The sequence below is a fragment of the Corynebacterium sp. HMSC068G04 genome (assembly GCF_001814885.1).
Lineage (GTDB): Bacteria > Actinomycetota > Actinomycetes > Mycobacteriales > Mycobacteriaceae > Corynebacterium > Corynebacterium hiratae.
This window is the reverse complement of the sequence record NZ_KV818340.1, coordinates 46,902-61,066: the sequence shown is the minus strand read 5'-3', so window position 1 is coordinate 61,066 and position 14,165 is coordinate 46,902. Positions and strand designations below refer to the sequence as shown.

15 protein-coding genes are annotated in these 14,165 nt (G+C 63.1%); 9 read left to right on the top strand and 6 right to left on the bottom strand.

Translation table 11 applies throughout. The features are described 5' to 3' along the window. The first annotated feature begins 12 nt into the window (after positions 1–12). The 4 genes from HMPREF2993_RS09710 to HMPREF2993_RS09695 all read left to right on the top strand — a co-directional run bounded on the left by HMPREF2993_RS09710 (position 13) and on the right by HMPREF2993_RS09695 (position 3,189). Positions 13–204 carry a hypothetical protein gene (locus tag HMPREF2993_RS09710; RefSeq protein ID WP_049157254.1) on the top strand — a complete coding sequence of 64 codons (192 nt, stop codon included), beginning with the start codon at positions 13–15 and terminating at the stop codon, positions 202–204. Between the two features lie 48 nt (positions 205–252). Continuing rightward, the gene (gene trpS / locus HMPREF2993_RS09705) at positions 253–1,287 is read left to right on the top strand and encodes a tryptophan--tRNA ligase (protein WP_070511442.1); all 1,035 of its coding nucleotides are present in this window, start codon (positions 253–255) and stop codon (positions 1,285–1,287) included. 74 nt (positions 1,288–1,361) lie between these two features. After that, entirely contained in the window at positions 1,362–2,444 is a 1,083-nt protein-coding gene (locus HMPREF2993_RS09700; protein ID WP_049157256.1) for a YhjD/YihY/BrkB family envelope integrity protein, read from the top strand. A gap of 4 nt (positions 2,445–2,448) precedes the next feature. Next, positions 2,449–3,189 carry an RDD family protein gene (locus HMPREF2993_RS09695; protein ID WP_070511444.1) on the top strand — a complete coding sequence of 247 codons (741 nt, stop codon included), beginning with the start codon at positions 2,449–2,451 and terminating at the stop codon, positions 3,187–3,189. Here the strand turns inward: HMPREF2993_RS09695 and HMPREF2993_RS09690 are convergent. Further along, positions 3,164–4,384, bottom strand: a complete 1,221-nt coding sequence (locus HMPREF2993_RS09690; RefSeq protein WP_070702126.1) for a D-alanyl-D-alanine carboxypeptidase family protein — start codon at positions 4,382–4,384, stop codon at positions 3,164–3,166. The genes HMPREF2993_RS09695 and HMPREF2993_RS09690 overlap by 26 nt on opposite strands. 39 nt (positions 4,385–4,423) lie before the next feature. On the opposite strand from HMPREF2993_RS09690, the gene HMPREF2993_RS09685 reads away from it, so the two are divergent. Further along, positions 4,424–5,275, top strand: a complete 852-nt coding sequence (locus tag HMPREF2993_RS09685) for an amidohydrolase family protein (protein WP_210401562.1) — start codon at positions 4,424–4,426, stop codon at positions 5,273–5,275. Between the two features lie 3 nt (positions 5,276–5,278). Here HMPREF2993_RS09685 and HMPREF2993_RS09680 read toward each other — a convergent pair whose 3' ends face one another. Genes HMPREF2993_RS09680 through HMPREF2993_RS09670 form a run of 3 tightly spaced genes read right to left on the bottom strand, consistent with a single transcriptional unit; the run spans position 5,279 to position 7,676 of the window. After that, a complete protein-coding gene (locus HMPREF2993_RS09680) occupies positions 5,279–6,517 on the bottom strand; it encodes a hypothetical protein (RefSeq protein WP_070680443.1) in 1,239 nt (412 codons plus the stop codon). Between the two features lie 11 nt (positions 6,518–6,528). After that, the gene (locus HMPREF2993_RS09675) at positions 6,529–7,392 is read right to left on the bottom strand and encodes a C40 family peptidase (RefSeq protein WP_070702122.1); all 864 of its coding nucleotides are present in this window, start codon (positions 7,390–7,392) and stop codon (positions 6,529–6,531) included. Then, positions 7,392–7,676: a hypothetical protein gene (locus HMPREF2993_RS09670; protein ID WP_070680438.1), complete on the bottom strand. Its 285-nt coding sequence runs from the start codon at positions 7,674–7,676 to the stop codon at positions 7,392–7,394. Before HMPREF2993_RS09670 ends, HMPREF2993_RS09675 begins: the two co-directional genes overlap by 1 nt. 61 nt (positions 7,677–7,737) lie before the next feature. Here HMPREF2993_RS09670 and upp point away from each other — a divergent pair, with 61 nt between their 5' ends. The 3 genes from upp (at position 7,738) to HMPREF2993_RS09655 (ending at position 11,170) form a co-directional block, all read left to right on the top strand. Continuing rightward, the gene (upp, locus tag HMPREF2993_RS09665) at positions 7,738–8,373 is read left to right on the top strand and encodes a uracil phosphoribosyltransferase (RefSeq protein ID WP_046648363.1); all 636 of its coding nucleotides are present in this window, start codon (positions 7,738–7,740) and stop codon (positions 8,371–8,373) included. Between the two features lie 118 nt (positions 8,374–8,491). Then, on the top strand, positions 8,492–9,673 hold the full coding sequence (locus tag HMPREF2993_RS09660) for a M20 family metallopeptidase (RefSeq protein WP_049157262.1): 1,182 nt from the start codon (positions 8,492–8,494) through the stop codon (positions 9,671–9,673). A 72-nt stretch (positions 9,674–9,745) separates the two neighbouring features. Beyond that, a complete protein-coding gene (locus HMPREF2993_RS09655) occupies positions 9,746–11,170 on the top strand; it encodes an NAD(P)H-quinone dehydrogenase (RefSeq protein WP_046648361.1) in 1,425 nt (474 codons plus the stop codon). Positions 11,171–11,218: 48 nt separating this feature from the next. On the opposite strand, the gene HMPREF2993_RS09650 is transcribed toward HMPREF2993_RS09655, so the two are convergent. Together HMPREF2993_RS09650 and HMPREF2993_RS09645 are read right to left on the bottom strand one after the other, a co-directional pair. Beyond that, a complete protein-coding gene (locus tag HMPREF2993_RS09650; protein WP_070702120.1) occupies positions 11,219–11,956 on the bottom strand; it encodes an Ltp family lipoprotein in 738 nt (245 codons plus the stop codon). Between the two features lie 123 nt (positions 11,957–12,079). Beyond that, positions 12,080–13,387 (bottom strand): short-chain fatty acyl-CoA regulator family protein, encoded by a 1,308-nt coding sequence (locus tag HMPREF2993_RS09645; RefSeq protein WP_070702118.1) that lies wholly within the window; start codon positions 13,385–13,387, stop codon positions 12,080–12,082. 169 nt (positions 13,388–13,556) lie between these two features. On the opposite strand from HMPREF2993_RS09645, the gene HMPREF2993_RS09640 reads away from it, so the two are divergent. Continuing rightward, positions 13,557–14,165, top strand: a 609-nt coding sequence (locus HMPREF2993_RS09640; RefSeq protein WP_141758290.1) for an MmgE/PrpD family protein, incomplete at its 3' end; no start/stop codon positions are given.

Here is a 14,165-nt window from a genome sequence, read left to right as displayed (position 1 = left end):
CAGGAGATGCTCATGACCCGCGCAATCATCTACTTTGTCCTCGGCGCTATTCTGCTTGCCCTGGGTATCTGGTGGTGGACCATCGTCGGACCGTCCTTTGCCTTCCTTGGCCCGATCGTCCTCCAGGGCGTTGGCGGCGCGTTCATGGTGGCCGGTTTCGCCGTCATGATGGACGTCATTAGCCCGACCTCCCGCAAGATTTAACCGACGCACCGCCTCCCCGCCGGAGGCGGCAGAGTAGAGTAGTCAACCATGACTGACTCCACTTCTGCATCGACCTCCGCTTCTCGAGTCCTCTCTGGTATTCAGCCCACGGCGGACTCCTACCACCTCGGTAACTACCTCGGTGCGCTCAAGCAGTGGATTGACCTGCAAGACTCGCACGAGGCCTTTTACTTCATCCCGGACCTGCACGCCATCACGGTGGAGCAGAACCCGGAGGAGCTGCGCCACCGCACCGTGGCGGGCGCCGCACAGCTCATCGCATTGGGCATCGATCCGGCGAAATCGACCCTCTTCGTGCAATCCCACGTCCCCGCGCACGCGGAGCTGACGTGGGTTTTGCAGTGCCTGACCGGCTTCGGTGAGGCCTCCCGCATGACCCAGTTCAAGGACAAGTCCCTCAAGCAAGGCCAGGACCGCACGTCCGTGGGCCTGTTTACCTACCCCGTCCTGATGGCCGCGGATATCCTCCTGTATTCCCCGCACTATGTGCCGGTGGGGGAGGACCAGCGCCAGCACCTCGAGCTCACTCGCAACCTGGCGGAGCGCTTCAACAACAAATACGGCGAGGTCTTCCGCGTGCCAGAGGCCTTCATTCCGGAGGGCTCAGCCAAGATTTATGACCTGCAGGAGCCGACGTCCAAGATGTCGAAGTCGGGCGCAAACCCGAAGGGCATCGTGAACCTGCTCGATGCTCCTAAGACCTCCGCTAAGCGCATTAAGTCCGCGGTGACCGATGACCTCGGCGTGGTGGCCTTCGACCGCGAGAAGCAGCCCGGCGTGTCCAACCTGCTGGCTATCCAGTCTGCGCTGACCGGTGAGAGCATCCCGAACCTCGTGGACAAGTACGCGGGCCAGGGCTATGGCCACCTGAAGGTGGACACAGCAGAAGCGCTGGAGGCCTTCACCACTCCGCTGAAGGCACGCTACGACGAGCTCATGGAAGACCGCGGCGAGCTCGAGCGCATCTTGGCCCAGGGTGCCGAGCGCGCCACGGAGATCGCCTCCCCGCTCGTGGACAAGGTCTACGAGGCGGTGGGCTTCCTCCCCGCGCGCCGCGGCTGAGTTGGTTAGCATGATGAAGACTGTGTAGAGGACTCTGTAACTTATTTCTGTAATTCATAAAAAGGGGAAAGCCTGTGGCGCCAACGACTCAACCCGATGAGAAGAAGACCGATGACTACGGCATCGAGCGTGCTAATGCCGATGAGCCGGGCGCGGTAGATAAAGTCCGCGAGAAGTCCGGTTTTATCGACCACATCATGAAGATGCTGGACCGCTACGGCAGCCAGGGCGGAAACCAGTTCGCGGCCGGAATTACGTATTTCTCGGTTCTGGCTATCTTCCCCATCTTCATGCTCACGGTGGCAGCCATCGCCACCGTGTTGGCCAATCGCCCCGATCTCATGCAGCAACTGGAGGAGCAGATCGCGAACTCCGTGTCTGGCGATCTGGGGGATTCGATTACGCAGATTCTGCATACCGCGATTGAACAGCGCGGCGCGATGTACGGCATCGGTGGCCTGACTACCCTGTGGTCCGGGCTGGGCTGGATGAACAACCTGCGCATTGGCATTTCGGCGATGTGGATGCAGGATCCGACTGACGCCCCGGGCAACTTTGTGACCAAGAAGCTCAGCGATCTGCTGGGGCTCATCGGCCTGCTCGTGGCCATGGTTATCGCCTTCGGCGTGACGGCGGCGGGTTCTTCCGGACTGACCCAAAAGATTTTCGAGTGGGTCGGTATTGAGTCTTTCCCTGGCATGGGCGCAGTGCTGGTTGTGGCCGGTATCGTCATCGGCCTTATCGCCAACTTCCTCGTCTTCTGGTGGATGGTGGCCTTCCTGCCGCGCACGAAGGTTCCCACCAAGTCGGGACTGATGGGCGCGGCCATTGGTGCGGTGCTCTTTGAGGTAATCAAGCAGCTGTCCACCGTCATCATGTCCTCCGCGGCGGGCAACCCGGCAGGCGCCGTGTTCGGCCCCGTAATCGTCCTCATGGTGGTCATGTACTTGGTCTGGCGCGTCGTCCTGTACGTCTCCGCATGGACGGCCACCACCGAGGAATCCCTCGAGCTGCTCGTGCCGCCCGTCCCAGACCAGGCTGTCATCCGCGTCCGCAACGAGATCCGCCAGGGCCCGAACCCGGGCGTGACCCTGGGCGCCGGTGCTGCCCTGGGTGCAGCCGCAGCTGGTGCCTGGGCCCTGCTGCGCCGAAAGTAGGCCGATGCTACCAGCGTCTTTTGCCCCGAACCTGTACGAGCACTTCAGCCTCGATTCACGCGCGACCTCACGAGAACTGGGCGTGCAGTTGGCGGCTGCCGACGCTCACCTCGAAGGCCTCGGCTACCTCCCCGAAGCCCCAGAGCGCGAGGAGCTTGCCGTTGCCTCCCGCATTCTATGCGAGCCTTCCTCCCGCGCCAGCTATGACCAAAAGGTCGAGTCCGGCGCCCAGCTCACGTGGGCGCAGCTGGAGGATTACGCGACTACCGGCCGGTGGGGTGAGAGCGCGCACGCCCCAACGCCAACTCCGCCCCGCGATGATGCGCGGCGCGCCTCTCCCGGCAACCGCGTGCTCATGGCCGTCATTGACTACTTTCTCGCGGCCCTCGTGGTGTCCTTCATCGTCGGCTTTGGCTTTACCAACCCGGATGATAATTCGGTGTGGATCGTCAGCATCTCCAGCATCTTCACGGTGGCTTACTACATCTGTTTCGAGGTCCTCGCCGGGGCAACACCTGCGAAGATGATTGCCGGGTATACCGTGCGCGATGTGACGACCCACGAGAAGCTCACCTGGCAGCAGAGCATCAGGCGCAACTGGTGGCGCGTGGCCTCCCTCGTGCCGCTCATTGGGCCGCTGATCGCCTTCTTTGGTGCTCTCTACGTGGTGACCACGATTGGGGCCAAGAACAATCTACGCGGCCAGCACGACATCATGGCTAACGCCGAAGTAGTGAAAAAGTAGCAACCACTACGACGAGGAGCGCGACGAGCCCCGCCACCATCCAGCCAATCCAGCTCTGCGAGCCTTCGAAGGACGAAGACTCCGCAGCCGCCTCCGCGCTGGCGGGCGCAGCCGGGGTGGTGGGAGCCGGGCTCGTAACCGCAGACTCCGCAGGCTCTTCCTTTCCGGCTGCGAAGTCATCTAAGTGCCCGACGCCATCGCCGGGGCGGACGTCGGAGGCTTCGTCGAGAAGCATCTGCGCCTGCTCCCAGGCACGGAACCCATGCTCGACGGTCGTATCGAGGAGCACCGCCTGGAGGCGGCGCCCATCGCGATTGATCGCGCCGACGAAGGTATGGTGCGCGTCCTCGGTATAGCCGGTCTTTCCGCCGATGCCATCCGGGTCGTTGAGGAAGAGCCCATTGTCGTTCCACAGCTCATAACCAGGCATCTCACCCCAGCCGGGAAACTCCACGTGCTCTGTATCGACGATGCGCGCGAAGGTGTCGTTGGCAAAAGCCGTGCGGTAAATCAGCGAGATATCTGCCGCGGACGTCGACATCCCTGCCGCGTCCAGGCCCGAGTAGCTCGCCGCCACCGTCGAGCGCGTGCCAATCTCCTGTGCCTTCGCGTTGACCTTCTCCAGCGCCTCCTCATCCCCGCCAACAGCCTGCGCGAGAGCGTGCGCGGCGTCGTTGCCGGAAGCCATGAGCAAACCCTGCAGAAGCTGCTCCACGGTGTAGACCCCATCGGGGCCAAGGCCGACGGCGGAGCCCTCGATGGAGGCGTCGTCAAGCGTGGCGGTGATGCGCTGGTCGAGGGGGAGTTCCTCGATGACCACGAGCGCCAGCAGCGCCTTGATGATGGAGGCGGGGCGGTAGCGCCCATTGGGGTCCTTCATGGCGATGATTTCGCCGGTGTCCAGGTCACTGACCATCCACGCCGACGCCACCACGTCCTTATTGACCCGAAAACCGCGCGGGGCGGTCACGCCGCACGCAGCGCCTGCAACAGCGGGAAGGGGAGTGGGCGCGACTTGGCCGGGGGAGAGACGCTCGGAGGTGGTGGATGGTTCCTCGGGAACGAGGGAGTGCGGGCAGGAGTCGGTATCCGGCGCGGTGGTGCGCGTGGGCGACGTTGACTCTTCCTCCTCTGCGAACGCCGGCGGGGTGGCGGCTAGGGCGAGGGCAGTGAGGATCGCGGGGACATGTTTCATAGCGTGCTTAATCCTAGACCCCGTCCTAGGATGATCCTCATGCATGACGCACCTCTGATTAGCCCCGAAAATAAAGACTCCGGCGCCGAGATTTTCGTCGGCCTGCCCAAGGTGACGCTCTTCGCGCCGTTGCCCACGGATGCTTCCACCCCAGAGGAGCTCCGCGCGGCCACGCACGCTGTTGTGCAGGCGCTTGCCGACGACCACGTGGTCTACGCCGAGCTCCGCCTGCGCCCCAGCGTCTTCCCCTTCGACGCGGCCGAGGCCCTCGCCGCCGTGCAGGAAGGACTGGACGTTCCTGGAATCGATGCCCGGCTTATCGTCGAGGACGATGCCAGCGAGGCCGCGGTTGGCGTGGCGCTGACCGAGCTGTCCGCGGCTGAGAAGCTCCGCGCGGATTTCATCCCGTGGGAGCGCGATGTCGATTCTTATGAGGATGCCGTGGCGGCTGTGCAGGCGGGTGCGACGCGCCTTGTGCACGCCACTGATCTTGTCGATGACTTCAGCGCGGATCTCGACGGCGTCCGCCCTGGCAAGGCATCCGCGTGGGTGCGGGATCGCCACATCGCGCTGACCTTCGCGCCGTTGGAGGAAATGCCGATAGAGGAGCTGGCTGATCACCCTCTGCCGCTGCTGCAACAGCTCGGATTTACCTGCTCGGTGGCGGGCGAGAAACTCAGCGACGTCTTCTTGGCCCTGAGCGAGACCTTTGGCTATGGGCTGGAGGAGTTCTTCGATCTCACTATCAAGGCGATTGAGAACTCTTTTGCCAGTGAAGAAGACCGCCAGCGCCTCATCGAGCAGGAAATCCTGCCCGCCTACGAGGAGCTGGCGGATCCGGAATTCGCGGAGGACGCTTCCGAGAAAGAAGAAACTGAGTCCTCCGACTAGAAACTAAAAGCGGGAGAAGCGCTTCGTCAGCATCTCCTCTAGGCCCTTCCAGGACTCCGCGTGCTCGGTGTAGGGCTTGGAGGGAACGTAGCCTGCGTGCTCGGTGGAGCCGAGCATGTAGCCCAGGTAGTCCTGGAATCGCGGGTTCTGCAGCATGTAGGAGTTGATGGAGTCATCCCCGGACCAGTCGGCGGCATCAGCGCAGACCTCGTAGCAGCGGCCCATCTGATCCGTATCGACCGCCTCCGGGCCCTTTTCAATGTCACGCACGATGCCGTTGAAGTTGTACTGGTTATCCGGGTGGACCGTGACTTCCAGCTCACCAGCGTTCGCCGCGGCAACGACCTCCTCCCAAGTGGAGACCTTGGCCAAGTCGTGGTCGTCATTTTCCATGATCCAGCGCACGAGCACCTTGGAGCTGGGGAAGGTAAAAATCTCGCCCCACTTGCCCAGGAACACCGGCTTGCCGTCGAGGTAGGTGCGCAGGGTGTAGACAGTCCTTTGGTCGGCGGTGATCTTTACCGGGTCGATGCCTGCGGCTGCCCACGGGGAGCTGTCATAAGGATCTGCCGATTGTGCGGCGGCCTTGCGCTCTTCTTCGGCCTTTTTGCGTGCTTCCTCCGCCGCTTCGGTGGCGGAGGAAATGCGGGTGGCGGCGCTCGTGGTTGCATCCTGGGTGAAATCAGAAGAAGGAACGACCTTGACCACCTTGTCGAGGTCTTCGATCACTGCGCGCCAGTTGCTGTGGATAACGCGGCCCACGCCGGACCACTCGCTCATGCCCTGGTCGCCGGCGTAGTGATCGGCACCGCGGGCAGGGTTGCGCAGGATGGAGTGCGAAGCGAAGAAGATGACGGTGTGCTCGGCGCCGCTGACCTCTGCCAGCGAGTGCGCAATCTCCAAGCAACGCGCGACCGTGGAGACGTTCTCGTGGCTCGGGCGGCCGGCGAGGTACTTCGGCATGCCGACGAGGTCGTACACGTGCTTCTTTTCAGGAACCACGCGGTCCGCCGCTTGGGAGTTGAACACTTCCCACTTGGGGTGATCGAGCAAGTCATGCTTCGTCCTCGACTCGAGGAAGCACAGCATCTCGGCTTCCGTTTTAAAGAGCAGGACAGACTCGTCATCACCAAGAAAGGCCTGCCACTCGGAGCCGTTCTGGCGCCACTTTGGCGCCCATAGGGTATAAAAATCGCCCTCGGAAAGGGAGAGTTGGATAGGGACAATAGCGCGGGTGTTCATGGGGAAACAGTCTACCCTGTGGGCCTCCAGAAGCCTTTGAAAGCCATCCCCATGTTGTTGGTGCGCAATGGATTGGTTTGCACGGGGCTTCCGGCCTCCACCATCTGCCCGTCGCCGGAGTACATCGCCACGTGCCCATCCCACACGATGAGGTCACCGGGTTGCAGCTCCTCCGCGCTGACCTGTCGGCCCACGGTCTGGCTTTCAGCGGTGCGCGGCAGTTCCACGCCGGCCTGTCTCCAGGCCCATTGGGTGAGTCCTGAGCAATCGAAACTACCGTTGCCGGTTCCTCCCCAGCCATAAGGAGTCCCCACCTGGGATAGCGCTGCTTGTGCTGCGGCCTGTCCCTGCGTGGTTGCCCCGTTCTCCGCCGCCGGAGCGACGAGCGCGTGGCGCGCCATGTTTTCTTCTTGGGGGCCACGCACCGAAGGTTGGACCGCGCGCTGACCGATGGGAACGAGGGGAGCCGCCGCCTGCAGGAGTTCGCCGGCTAAGTGCTTCAAACGCTGCAGTGCCTTGCCGACGTACTCCATAGCGAGAGCCTGCAATGCTGAGCGCGCCGCGGCCTGTGCCGCTGGGTTCGGGATGAGCAATCCCAGAGCTATAGGTAACCCGCGCTGGAGTAGCTCGAAGCCCAGTCCGATGAGATCCCTGACGGCCGCTGAAATCAGCCCGCGCGCGGAATCCAGGGCGGAGCGGGCCGTGGAAAGATCCTCCGTGGCTTGGCGGGCGGTGTCCAACAGCGTTCGCGGATCACCGTGCGCTATCTCCGCGAGGGGTCCCGCGGCAGTGAGATCGGGCACAGTGGGCAGGGAGACGTCGGGAAGCTGCGCCGGCTGCATCCGCGCAATCTGAGCTATCGCTGATTCCAACATCACAGACCTCCACACGCGCTCGCGAGGGCACTATCGGTCTCCTCGGCTTCCCGCGCCATGCGGAAGCTGGACTCTGCCACCGCCCCGGCATCGGCCCTGACCTGGGCAAGGCGTGCTGTGAGATTCTCCATGGCGGCGTTGAACGCACTGCTAAAGCCGTCCACGACCGGCTCTATCGGTAGCTCGGGAGAAGGAGCGGGAGAGGCCTGAGAGACAGTGGCAAGTTCGTGGGCTAAGCGGCGAGTGTGTTCAGTATCAATGGTGAAAGTATCGAAGCTAGTCATGCCTTATTAGACTTCACCGCCCGCTGATCGGTTCCCGACCAATTCTTATACAGTGAAGGACATGGATATCCACGTAGTAGACCACCCCCTCGCCACATCCCGGCTGACCCTCATGCGCGATGCCCGCAGCGACAATGCCGCCTTCCGCGCTGCCTTGCGAGATCTGGGCACGATGCTTGTTTATGAGGCGGCGCGCGACCTGCCCGTTGAGCACTTTGAGTGCGTCACACCCGTCGCCACGGCCGACGGTACTCGCCTGCAGGACCCTCCGATCATCGTGCCCATTATCCGCGCTGGCCTGGGCATGATTGATCCGGCACTGTCCATGATCCCGGATGCCCAAGTGGGCTTCATTGGCATGGCACGCGATGAAGAAACCCACGAGCCGGTGCCTTACCTGGAAGCTCTGCCGGAGGATCTCAGCGGTCGGAGTGTCTTCGTGGTTGATCCGATGCTCGCCACGGGTGGTTCCCTCCTGCACTCCCTGAAGCTCCTGGCAGATCGCGGCGCTACCGACATCACGGCAATCTGCATGGTCTCCGCGCAGCCGGGCGTTGATGCGCTGGCCAACTCGGGGCTGCCAGTCCGCTTGGTCACCGCAGCGATTGATCCCTCCCTCAACGAGGACGCCTACATCGTCCCGGGCCTTGGCGATGCCGGCGATCGCCTTTACGGTCCCCGCAATATCGACCTGTAGCAAAACCATCGGGCGGGGCAGACCGCTCAGTATATCTGGCGCGTGACCTGCCCGACTAACTGAACCGCATGGTCTAGTTGTAGACTCTTCCCAATAGGAAACCACGGAGGAGGAAGCAGTGATCTCGGACTACGTCAGTGAGTGGTTCAGCAACCACCGCGCGGAGGTCATCGCGTGGCGCCGCCATATCCACCGCCACCCGGAGACCTCCAATAACGAGGTGGAAACCACCCGCTTCCTGTCCCGCACCCTGCGCGAGTACGGCTTGGAGCCGCAGCTTTTCCCCGAAACCGGCCTCATGGTGGACATTGGTCCCGATACGGAACTCGGGCGCCTGGCCTTCCGCGCCGACATCGACGCGCTTCCCGTCACTGAGGTCACCGGCCTCGAATACACCTCTGAGGTGCCCGGCGTCATGCATGCGTGTGGGCACGACATGCACACCACCATCGCCCTTGCTACGGCCTGCGCCTTGGCGGACCTCAACCGCGAGCATCCGTTAGAGTTCGGTGTTCGTGTCATCTTCCAGCCCGCTGAAGAGGTGTGGGTGGGCGGTGCCACCGACGTCATTGAATGGGGTGCGCTCGACGGGGTGAACTCTATCTTTGCCGTCCACGTGGAACCGAAGCTGCGCGTCGGGCGCATCGGCGTCCGCGCCGGGGCGATCACCTCGGCCACCGATGTCGTGGAAATCAACGTCTCCGGACCGGGCGGACACACGTCACGCCCGCATTTGTCGGCGGACGTCGTCTATGCGCTGGGCAAGCTGCTGACGGACCTGCCGGGCTTGCTCTCGCGCCGCGTGGATCCACGCACCGGCACCGTTTTGGTGTTCGGCCAGGTGAATTCGGGTTATGCCCCGAACGCGATACCCGAGACCGGTTCTGTATCCGGCACGATGCGCACGGCGGACATTGGCATTTGGCGCGACATGCAGCAGCTCTTCTCCGAGCTCGTCGAGCAGGTTCTCGCTCCCTTGGGGGTCGAGCACGAGTTGGTCTATCACCGTGGGGTTCCGCCCGTGCTTAACGACGACGTCTCCACCGCCCTCCTCGCCAGCGCTGCCCAGGCCATCGACCCGCAAGCCGTGGTTCAGGCCCCGCAGTCCTCGGGCGGCGAAGACTTCTCGTGGTACCTAGAGAAGGTCCCCGGCTCCATGGCTCGTTTGGGCTGCTGGTCTGGTGAAGGAGAGCAGCACGATCTCCACATGGGGGATTTGGCGCCTGATGAGCGGGCTATCGGCGTGGGTGTCAAACTCTTTGGTTCCGTAGCAGAACAGTTCGCCAACGTGGAGGATTAAGCGCCTAAGCACTACACTGTGACAAGGATTTCCCAGAGTTCTTATAGGCAGAATTTTAAAAAAGGAGCGACAGTGTCACAGGAAGCCCCCCGCATCGTAATTATCGGCGGTGGCCCCGCAGGCTACGAGGCTGCGACCGCCGGCGCCAAGTACGGCGCGCACATTACGTTGGTTGAGGAACAGGGCCCGGGTGGCTCCTCCGTTCTCTTGGACTGCGTGCCCTCGAAGTCTTTCATCGCTGGCGCCAACATTCGCACCGACTTCCGCCGCGCGGATGATATGGGCCTGAACCACCAGCTCGGCTCGCTGCAGCTGAGCCTGGAGGCCCTCAACGGCCGTGTGCAGGCGCTGGCTGCTAACCAGTCCCGCGACGTGCGCGCGGGCCTAGAGAAGATCGGCGTCAAGGTCATCGATGGGCGCGCTGCCTTCTCCGAGGACCAGCACGGTGTGAAGGGGGCAGCGCACAAGATCGACGTCACCCACAAGGATGGCACCACTGAGACCCTCGACGCGGACCTCGTCCTCGTTGCTACCGGTGCCACCCCGCGCATCCTGCCGGGCGCGCAGCCGGACGGCGAGCGCATCCTCACCTGGCAGCAGGTCTATGACCTCAAGGAGGAGCCGGAGCACCTCATCGTGGTGGGCTCCGGTGTGACCGGTGCGGAGTTCGTTTCTGCTTTCGCGGAGATGGGCGTGCGCGTGACCATGGTGGCGTCCCGCGACCGCATTCTGCCGCACGATGACGCCGACGCTGCCGACGTCCTCGAGACCGTGTTGGCTGAGCGCGGCGTGGAGCTGGAGAAGAACTGCCGCGTGGAGACGGTCTCCCGTACAGAAGACGGCAACGTCGTGGTCAAAACCCAGGATGGCCGCGAGATCCACGGCTCCCACGTCATCATGTCCATCGGTTCTATCCCGAATACCAAGAACCTCGGCTTGGAGCACGTTGGTGTGGCCACCACGCCGTCCGGTCACATTGAGGTTGACCGCGTCTCCCGCACCAACGTGGCCGGCATCTATGCCGCCGGCGATTGCTCCGATCTGTTCCCGTTGGCTTCCGTTGCTGCGATGCAGGGCCGCATCGCCATGTACCACTCCCTGGGTGAGGGTGTGTCCCCGCTGCGCTTGAAGACTGTGGCAACCGCCGTGTTTACCCGCCCAGAGATCGCTGCCGTGGGCTTCACCCAGGCAGAGATTGAGGCCGGTGAGGTCGCTGCCCGCACCGTCATGATGCCGCTGAACACCAACCCACGTGCCAAGATGCGCTCCCTGCAGCATGGCTTCGTTAAGCTCTTCTGCCGCGCTACCTCCGGCCGTGTCATCGGCGGCGTTATCGTCGCGCCGACCGCCTCCGAACTCATCCTGCCCATCGCCGTGGCGGTGACCAACCAGCTCACGGTGAACCAGCTGGCGGATTCCTTCGCGGTCTACCCGTCCCTGTCGGGCACCATCACGGAGGCGGCCCGCCGCCTTGTCGCCCACGACGACCTTGAATAGCGACCGCGAGTAAATCAGACCTGGCTCTGGTTTAGCTTCGGCTCGGATTTATAAGCCCAGTGTGCTCACGGCATGCTGGGCTTCTTCCATGGTGAACTTCTCGCCGTACTCGCTGGTGAGCTGATCGAGCAGCGCCGGGCCGGACATCGGCATCATCTCTTGGTAGTTTTCCGCTGCCTCGACGGCTTCGGCCATCCAATCAGCATTTGCCGTGTCCACGGCGTACTGTGCCTGTTCCGGTGTGAACTTCTCTCCGTACTCGGAGGTCAGCTGGTCATAGAGCTTGGCCTTGGAAAAGGCGGCGAAATCCACGTAGTGTTCGGCGGACTCGAGAGCCTCGGCATTCCAATCCACATCGAGCTGATCCATGGCGTACTGCGCCGCCTCCGGGGAGAATTGCGAGCCGTATTCGCTCGTGAGCTGGTCATAGAGCTTAGCCTCAGAGAAGGCAGAAAAGTCCACATAGCGCTTCGCCGCGCGCAGAGCATTCTTGTGTTCCGTGGGCACGGCGTTGTCATCGCTGCCAGTATCGCTTGCAGTGGATTCCACGTCAGCTGCGGCATTGTTGATATCGACGGCCGTGATGCTTGTGCTTGGCTCCGGTGCGGCGGTGTTGGTCGGGTCATCGCCGTCAGAACCCGCATTGAGGGCGACGCTGCCGAGCACCAATACCGCGATTGCACCCGCGCCCCACTTGAGGCAGCCGCCTTTCTTCTTTTTCTTCGGCGCTGCCTGCTCTGGGGTTGGCTCCGGGGAGAACTGGGGAGCTGCATAAGGGTTGGACATGAGAGAGAACCTCCTGCGTAGGTGAGTGAAGAGAACTCGGCGTGGTGCCGAACACGTCCTATAGTGGCAAGCCCACCGGACATCGCCGCAAGAGATTCGAAAGCCTAGGCGAAAATGAGAGAACTACGAGGTGGCGTATGCCGTCACCGGCGTGGCATTGAGGTCGAGGCTGACGGGCCGGCCCGCCTGTGGGAAAGCACGCTGTGGGCACGCCGGGCGCGGGCACGCAGCGCAGCCGGGGCCGATGGGGGTCGCCTCGGAAGGGGAGAGGTTGAGCGCGTCCGCGTAGACCACGCGATCCGCTTGTGCGATATCGCAGCCTAGGCCCACGACGAATTCCTTGCGCGGCGTGCCCCAGGCCTGGGCCTGGCCTTGGACGAAGCGCGCGATCCATAAGTAGGTGTGGTCATCGGGCATCGAGGCCACCTGGCGCGTGATGCGGTTGGGCGTTTCAAACGCGCGGTGCACCACCCACAATGGGCAGGAGCCGCCGCTGCGGGCGAAGTGGAAAGCGGTGGAGGACTGGCGCTTGGAGATATTGCCCGCGCGGTCGGTGCGGATGAAGGAGAAGGGAACACCTTGGTGGCCGGGTCGCTGTAGCGTCGCCAAGCGCTGCGCGGTGGTTTCGAAACCAGTGCCAAAGGCCGTCGCGATGACGTCGATGTCATAGCGCGTTTCCTCCGCGGTGGCGAGGAACTGGGTATAAGGCATGGTCACGGCGGCGGCAAAGTACTGCGCGAGGCCCAGCGTGCCAATGGTCTGCGCTTCCTCGCCGGGTAATTCGGCGACGAGTTCCGCGCAGTGCTCCGGGTAGGCCAGCAGGCAGTACTGGAGCGCCATCTCAAAAACCAGCTGGGATTCCGTAAGGCCCGCGCGCAGGTGCAGCTCCCGGTTGTGGAAGGTGCGTCGGCGCGGGGACGAGGAGGAAAATCGCGTCGTAACACCGAACTCGTCTTGCAGGACGGAAGCCAAGCGCCCGCGGCGCAGAACTCGGTCCCCGAGCGAATCGGAAAGCTCCTCGGCGGCGATGTCGAGACTGTGGACGTAGTTGTGCGCGGCGTAAAAGAAGTCGCGGACCGCTTCGAAGGGGCCGGGTTCGGCGGGGGTGTGCGCGGCGGCGTCGACAAGCCGGGGCAGAAGTTCGGGGAAGCGCCCGCTGAGGTCAGTAAGGGTGGCTTCGGAGGCTTCAGGGAAGAGTTGGCGCAGCTCGGCGAGCGCACGCAGGTCACGGTCCCCAGCGAAGTAGGTGGCATCAATGCCGAAGCGTTGGGTCAGCTGCATGAGGACGGTGACGGTGAGCGGGCGCTGGTCATTTTCCAACTGATTGAGATAGCTGGTGGATAGCCCCAGCTGCTTCGCCATGGCGGCTTGCGTGAGGTGGCGTTCCTTGCGTAATGCGTGGATTCTCGCCCCCGCGTAGTGCTTGGTCACCGTCTGTTTCCTCCTAAAAAGCCTTCCTGCCTGGGGATTCCACAAGTTTTGCAAGTAACGCAAATCCCTGCAACAGATAGTCACAGTTTACACATGTGGCAGGGCGCACGGGCTGGGGTTAGTGTGATGCCTATCGCAATCGTTGTTCTTGTCTAGGAGGAGAACCCCTTTGATTAACCACGAAGTACGTACCCACAAGTCAGCCGAGAACTTCCCCATCGAAGAGCACCTCGCCTACAAGATCGCCAAGGTAGCCGCCGATCCCGTCGAGGTTCCGGCCGAGACCACCGAGATGATCATCAACCGCATCATCGATAACGCCTCCGTGGCCGTCGCTTCCGCCACCCGCCGCCCGGTTACCTCCGCCCGCGTCATTGCGCAGGCTCACCCGGTGCAGGAAGGCGGCGCCACCATCTTCGGTGTGGACGGCGCTTATTCCGCAGAGTGGGCAGCCCTAGCCAACGGCACTGCCGTGCGCGAGCTGGACTACCATGACACTTTCCTCGCCGCCGATTACTCCCACCCGGGCGATAACATCCCGCCGATTCTGGCCGTGGCACAGCACAAGGGGCTGACCGGCAAGGACCTCATCCGCGGCCTGGCTACCGGCTATGAAATCCAGGTCAACCTGGTTAAGGGCATCTGCCTCCACGAGTGGAAGATCGACCACGTGGCGCACCTCGGCCCCTCCGTCGCCGCGGGCCTCGGCACCATGCTGAACCTCGACGTCGAGACCATCTACCAGGCCATCGGCCAGGCGCTGCACACCACCACCGCT

Coding starts and splice junctions, on each gene's coding strand:
- HMPREF2993_RS09710 (WP_049157254.1), top strand. CDS start 13: ATGACCCGCGCAATCATCTACTTTGTCCTCGGCGCTATTCTGCTTGCC.
- trpS (WP_070511442.1), top strand. CDS start 253: ATGACTGACTCCACTTCTGCATCGACCTCCGCTTCTCGAGTCCTCTCT.
- HMPREF2993_RS09695 (WP_070511444.1), top strand. CDS start 2,449: ATGCTACCAGCGTCTTTTGCCCCGAACCTGTACGAGCACTTCAGCCTC.
- HMPREF2993_RS09690 (WP_070702126.1), bottom strand. CDS start 4,384: ATGAAACATGTCCCCGCGATCCTCACTGCCCTCGCCCTAGCCGCCACC.
- HMPREF2993_RS09685 (WP_210401562.1), top strand. CDS start 4,424: ATGCATGACGCACCTCTGATTAGCCCCGAAAATAAAGACTCCGGCGCC.
- HMPREF2993_RS09680 (WP_070680443.1), bottom strand. CDS start 6,517: ATGAACACCCGCGCTATTGTCCCTATCCAACTCTCCCTTTCCGAGGGC.
- HMPREF2993_RS09675 (WP_070702122.1), bottom strand. CDS start 7,392: ATGTTGGAATCAGCGATAGCTCAGATTGCGCGGATGCAGCCGGCGCAG.
- HMPREF2993_RS09670 (WP_070680438.1), bottom strand. CDS start 7,676: ATGACTAGCTTCGATACTTTCACCATTGATACTGAACACACTCGCCGC.
- upp (WP_046648363.1), top strand. CDS start 7,738: ATGGATATCCACGTAGTAGACCACCCCCTCGCCACATCCCGGCTGACC.
- HMPREF2993_RS09650 (WP_070702120.1), bottom strand. CDS start 11,956: ATGTCCAACCCTTATGCAGCTCCCCAGTTCTCCCCGGAGCCAACCCCA.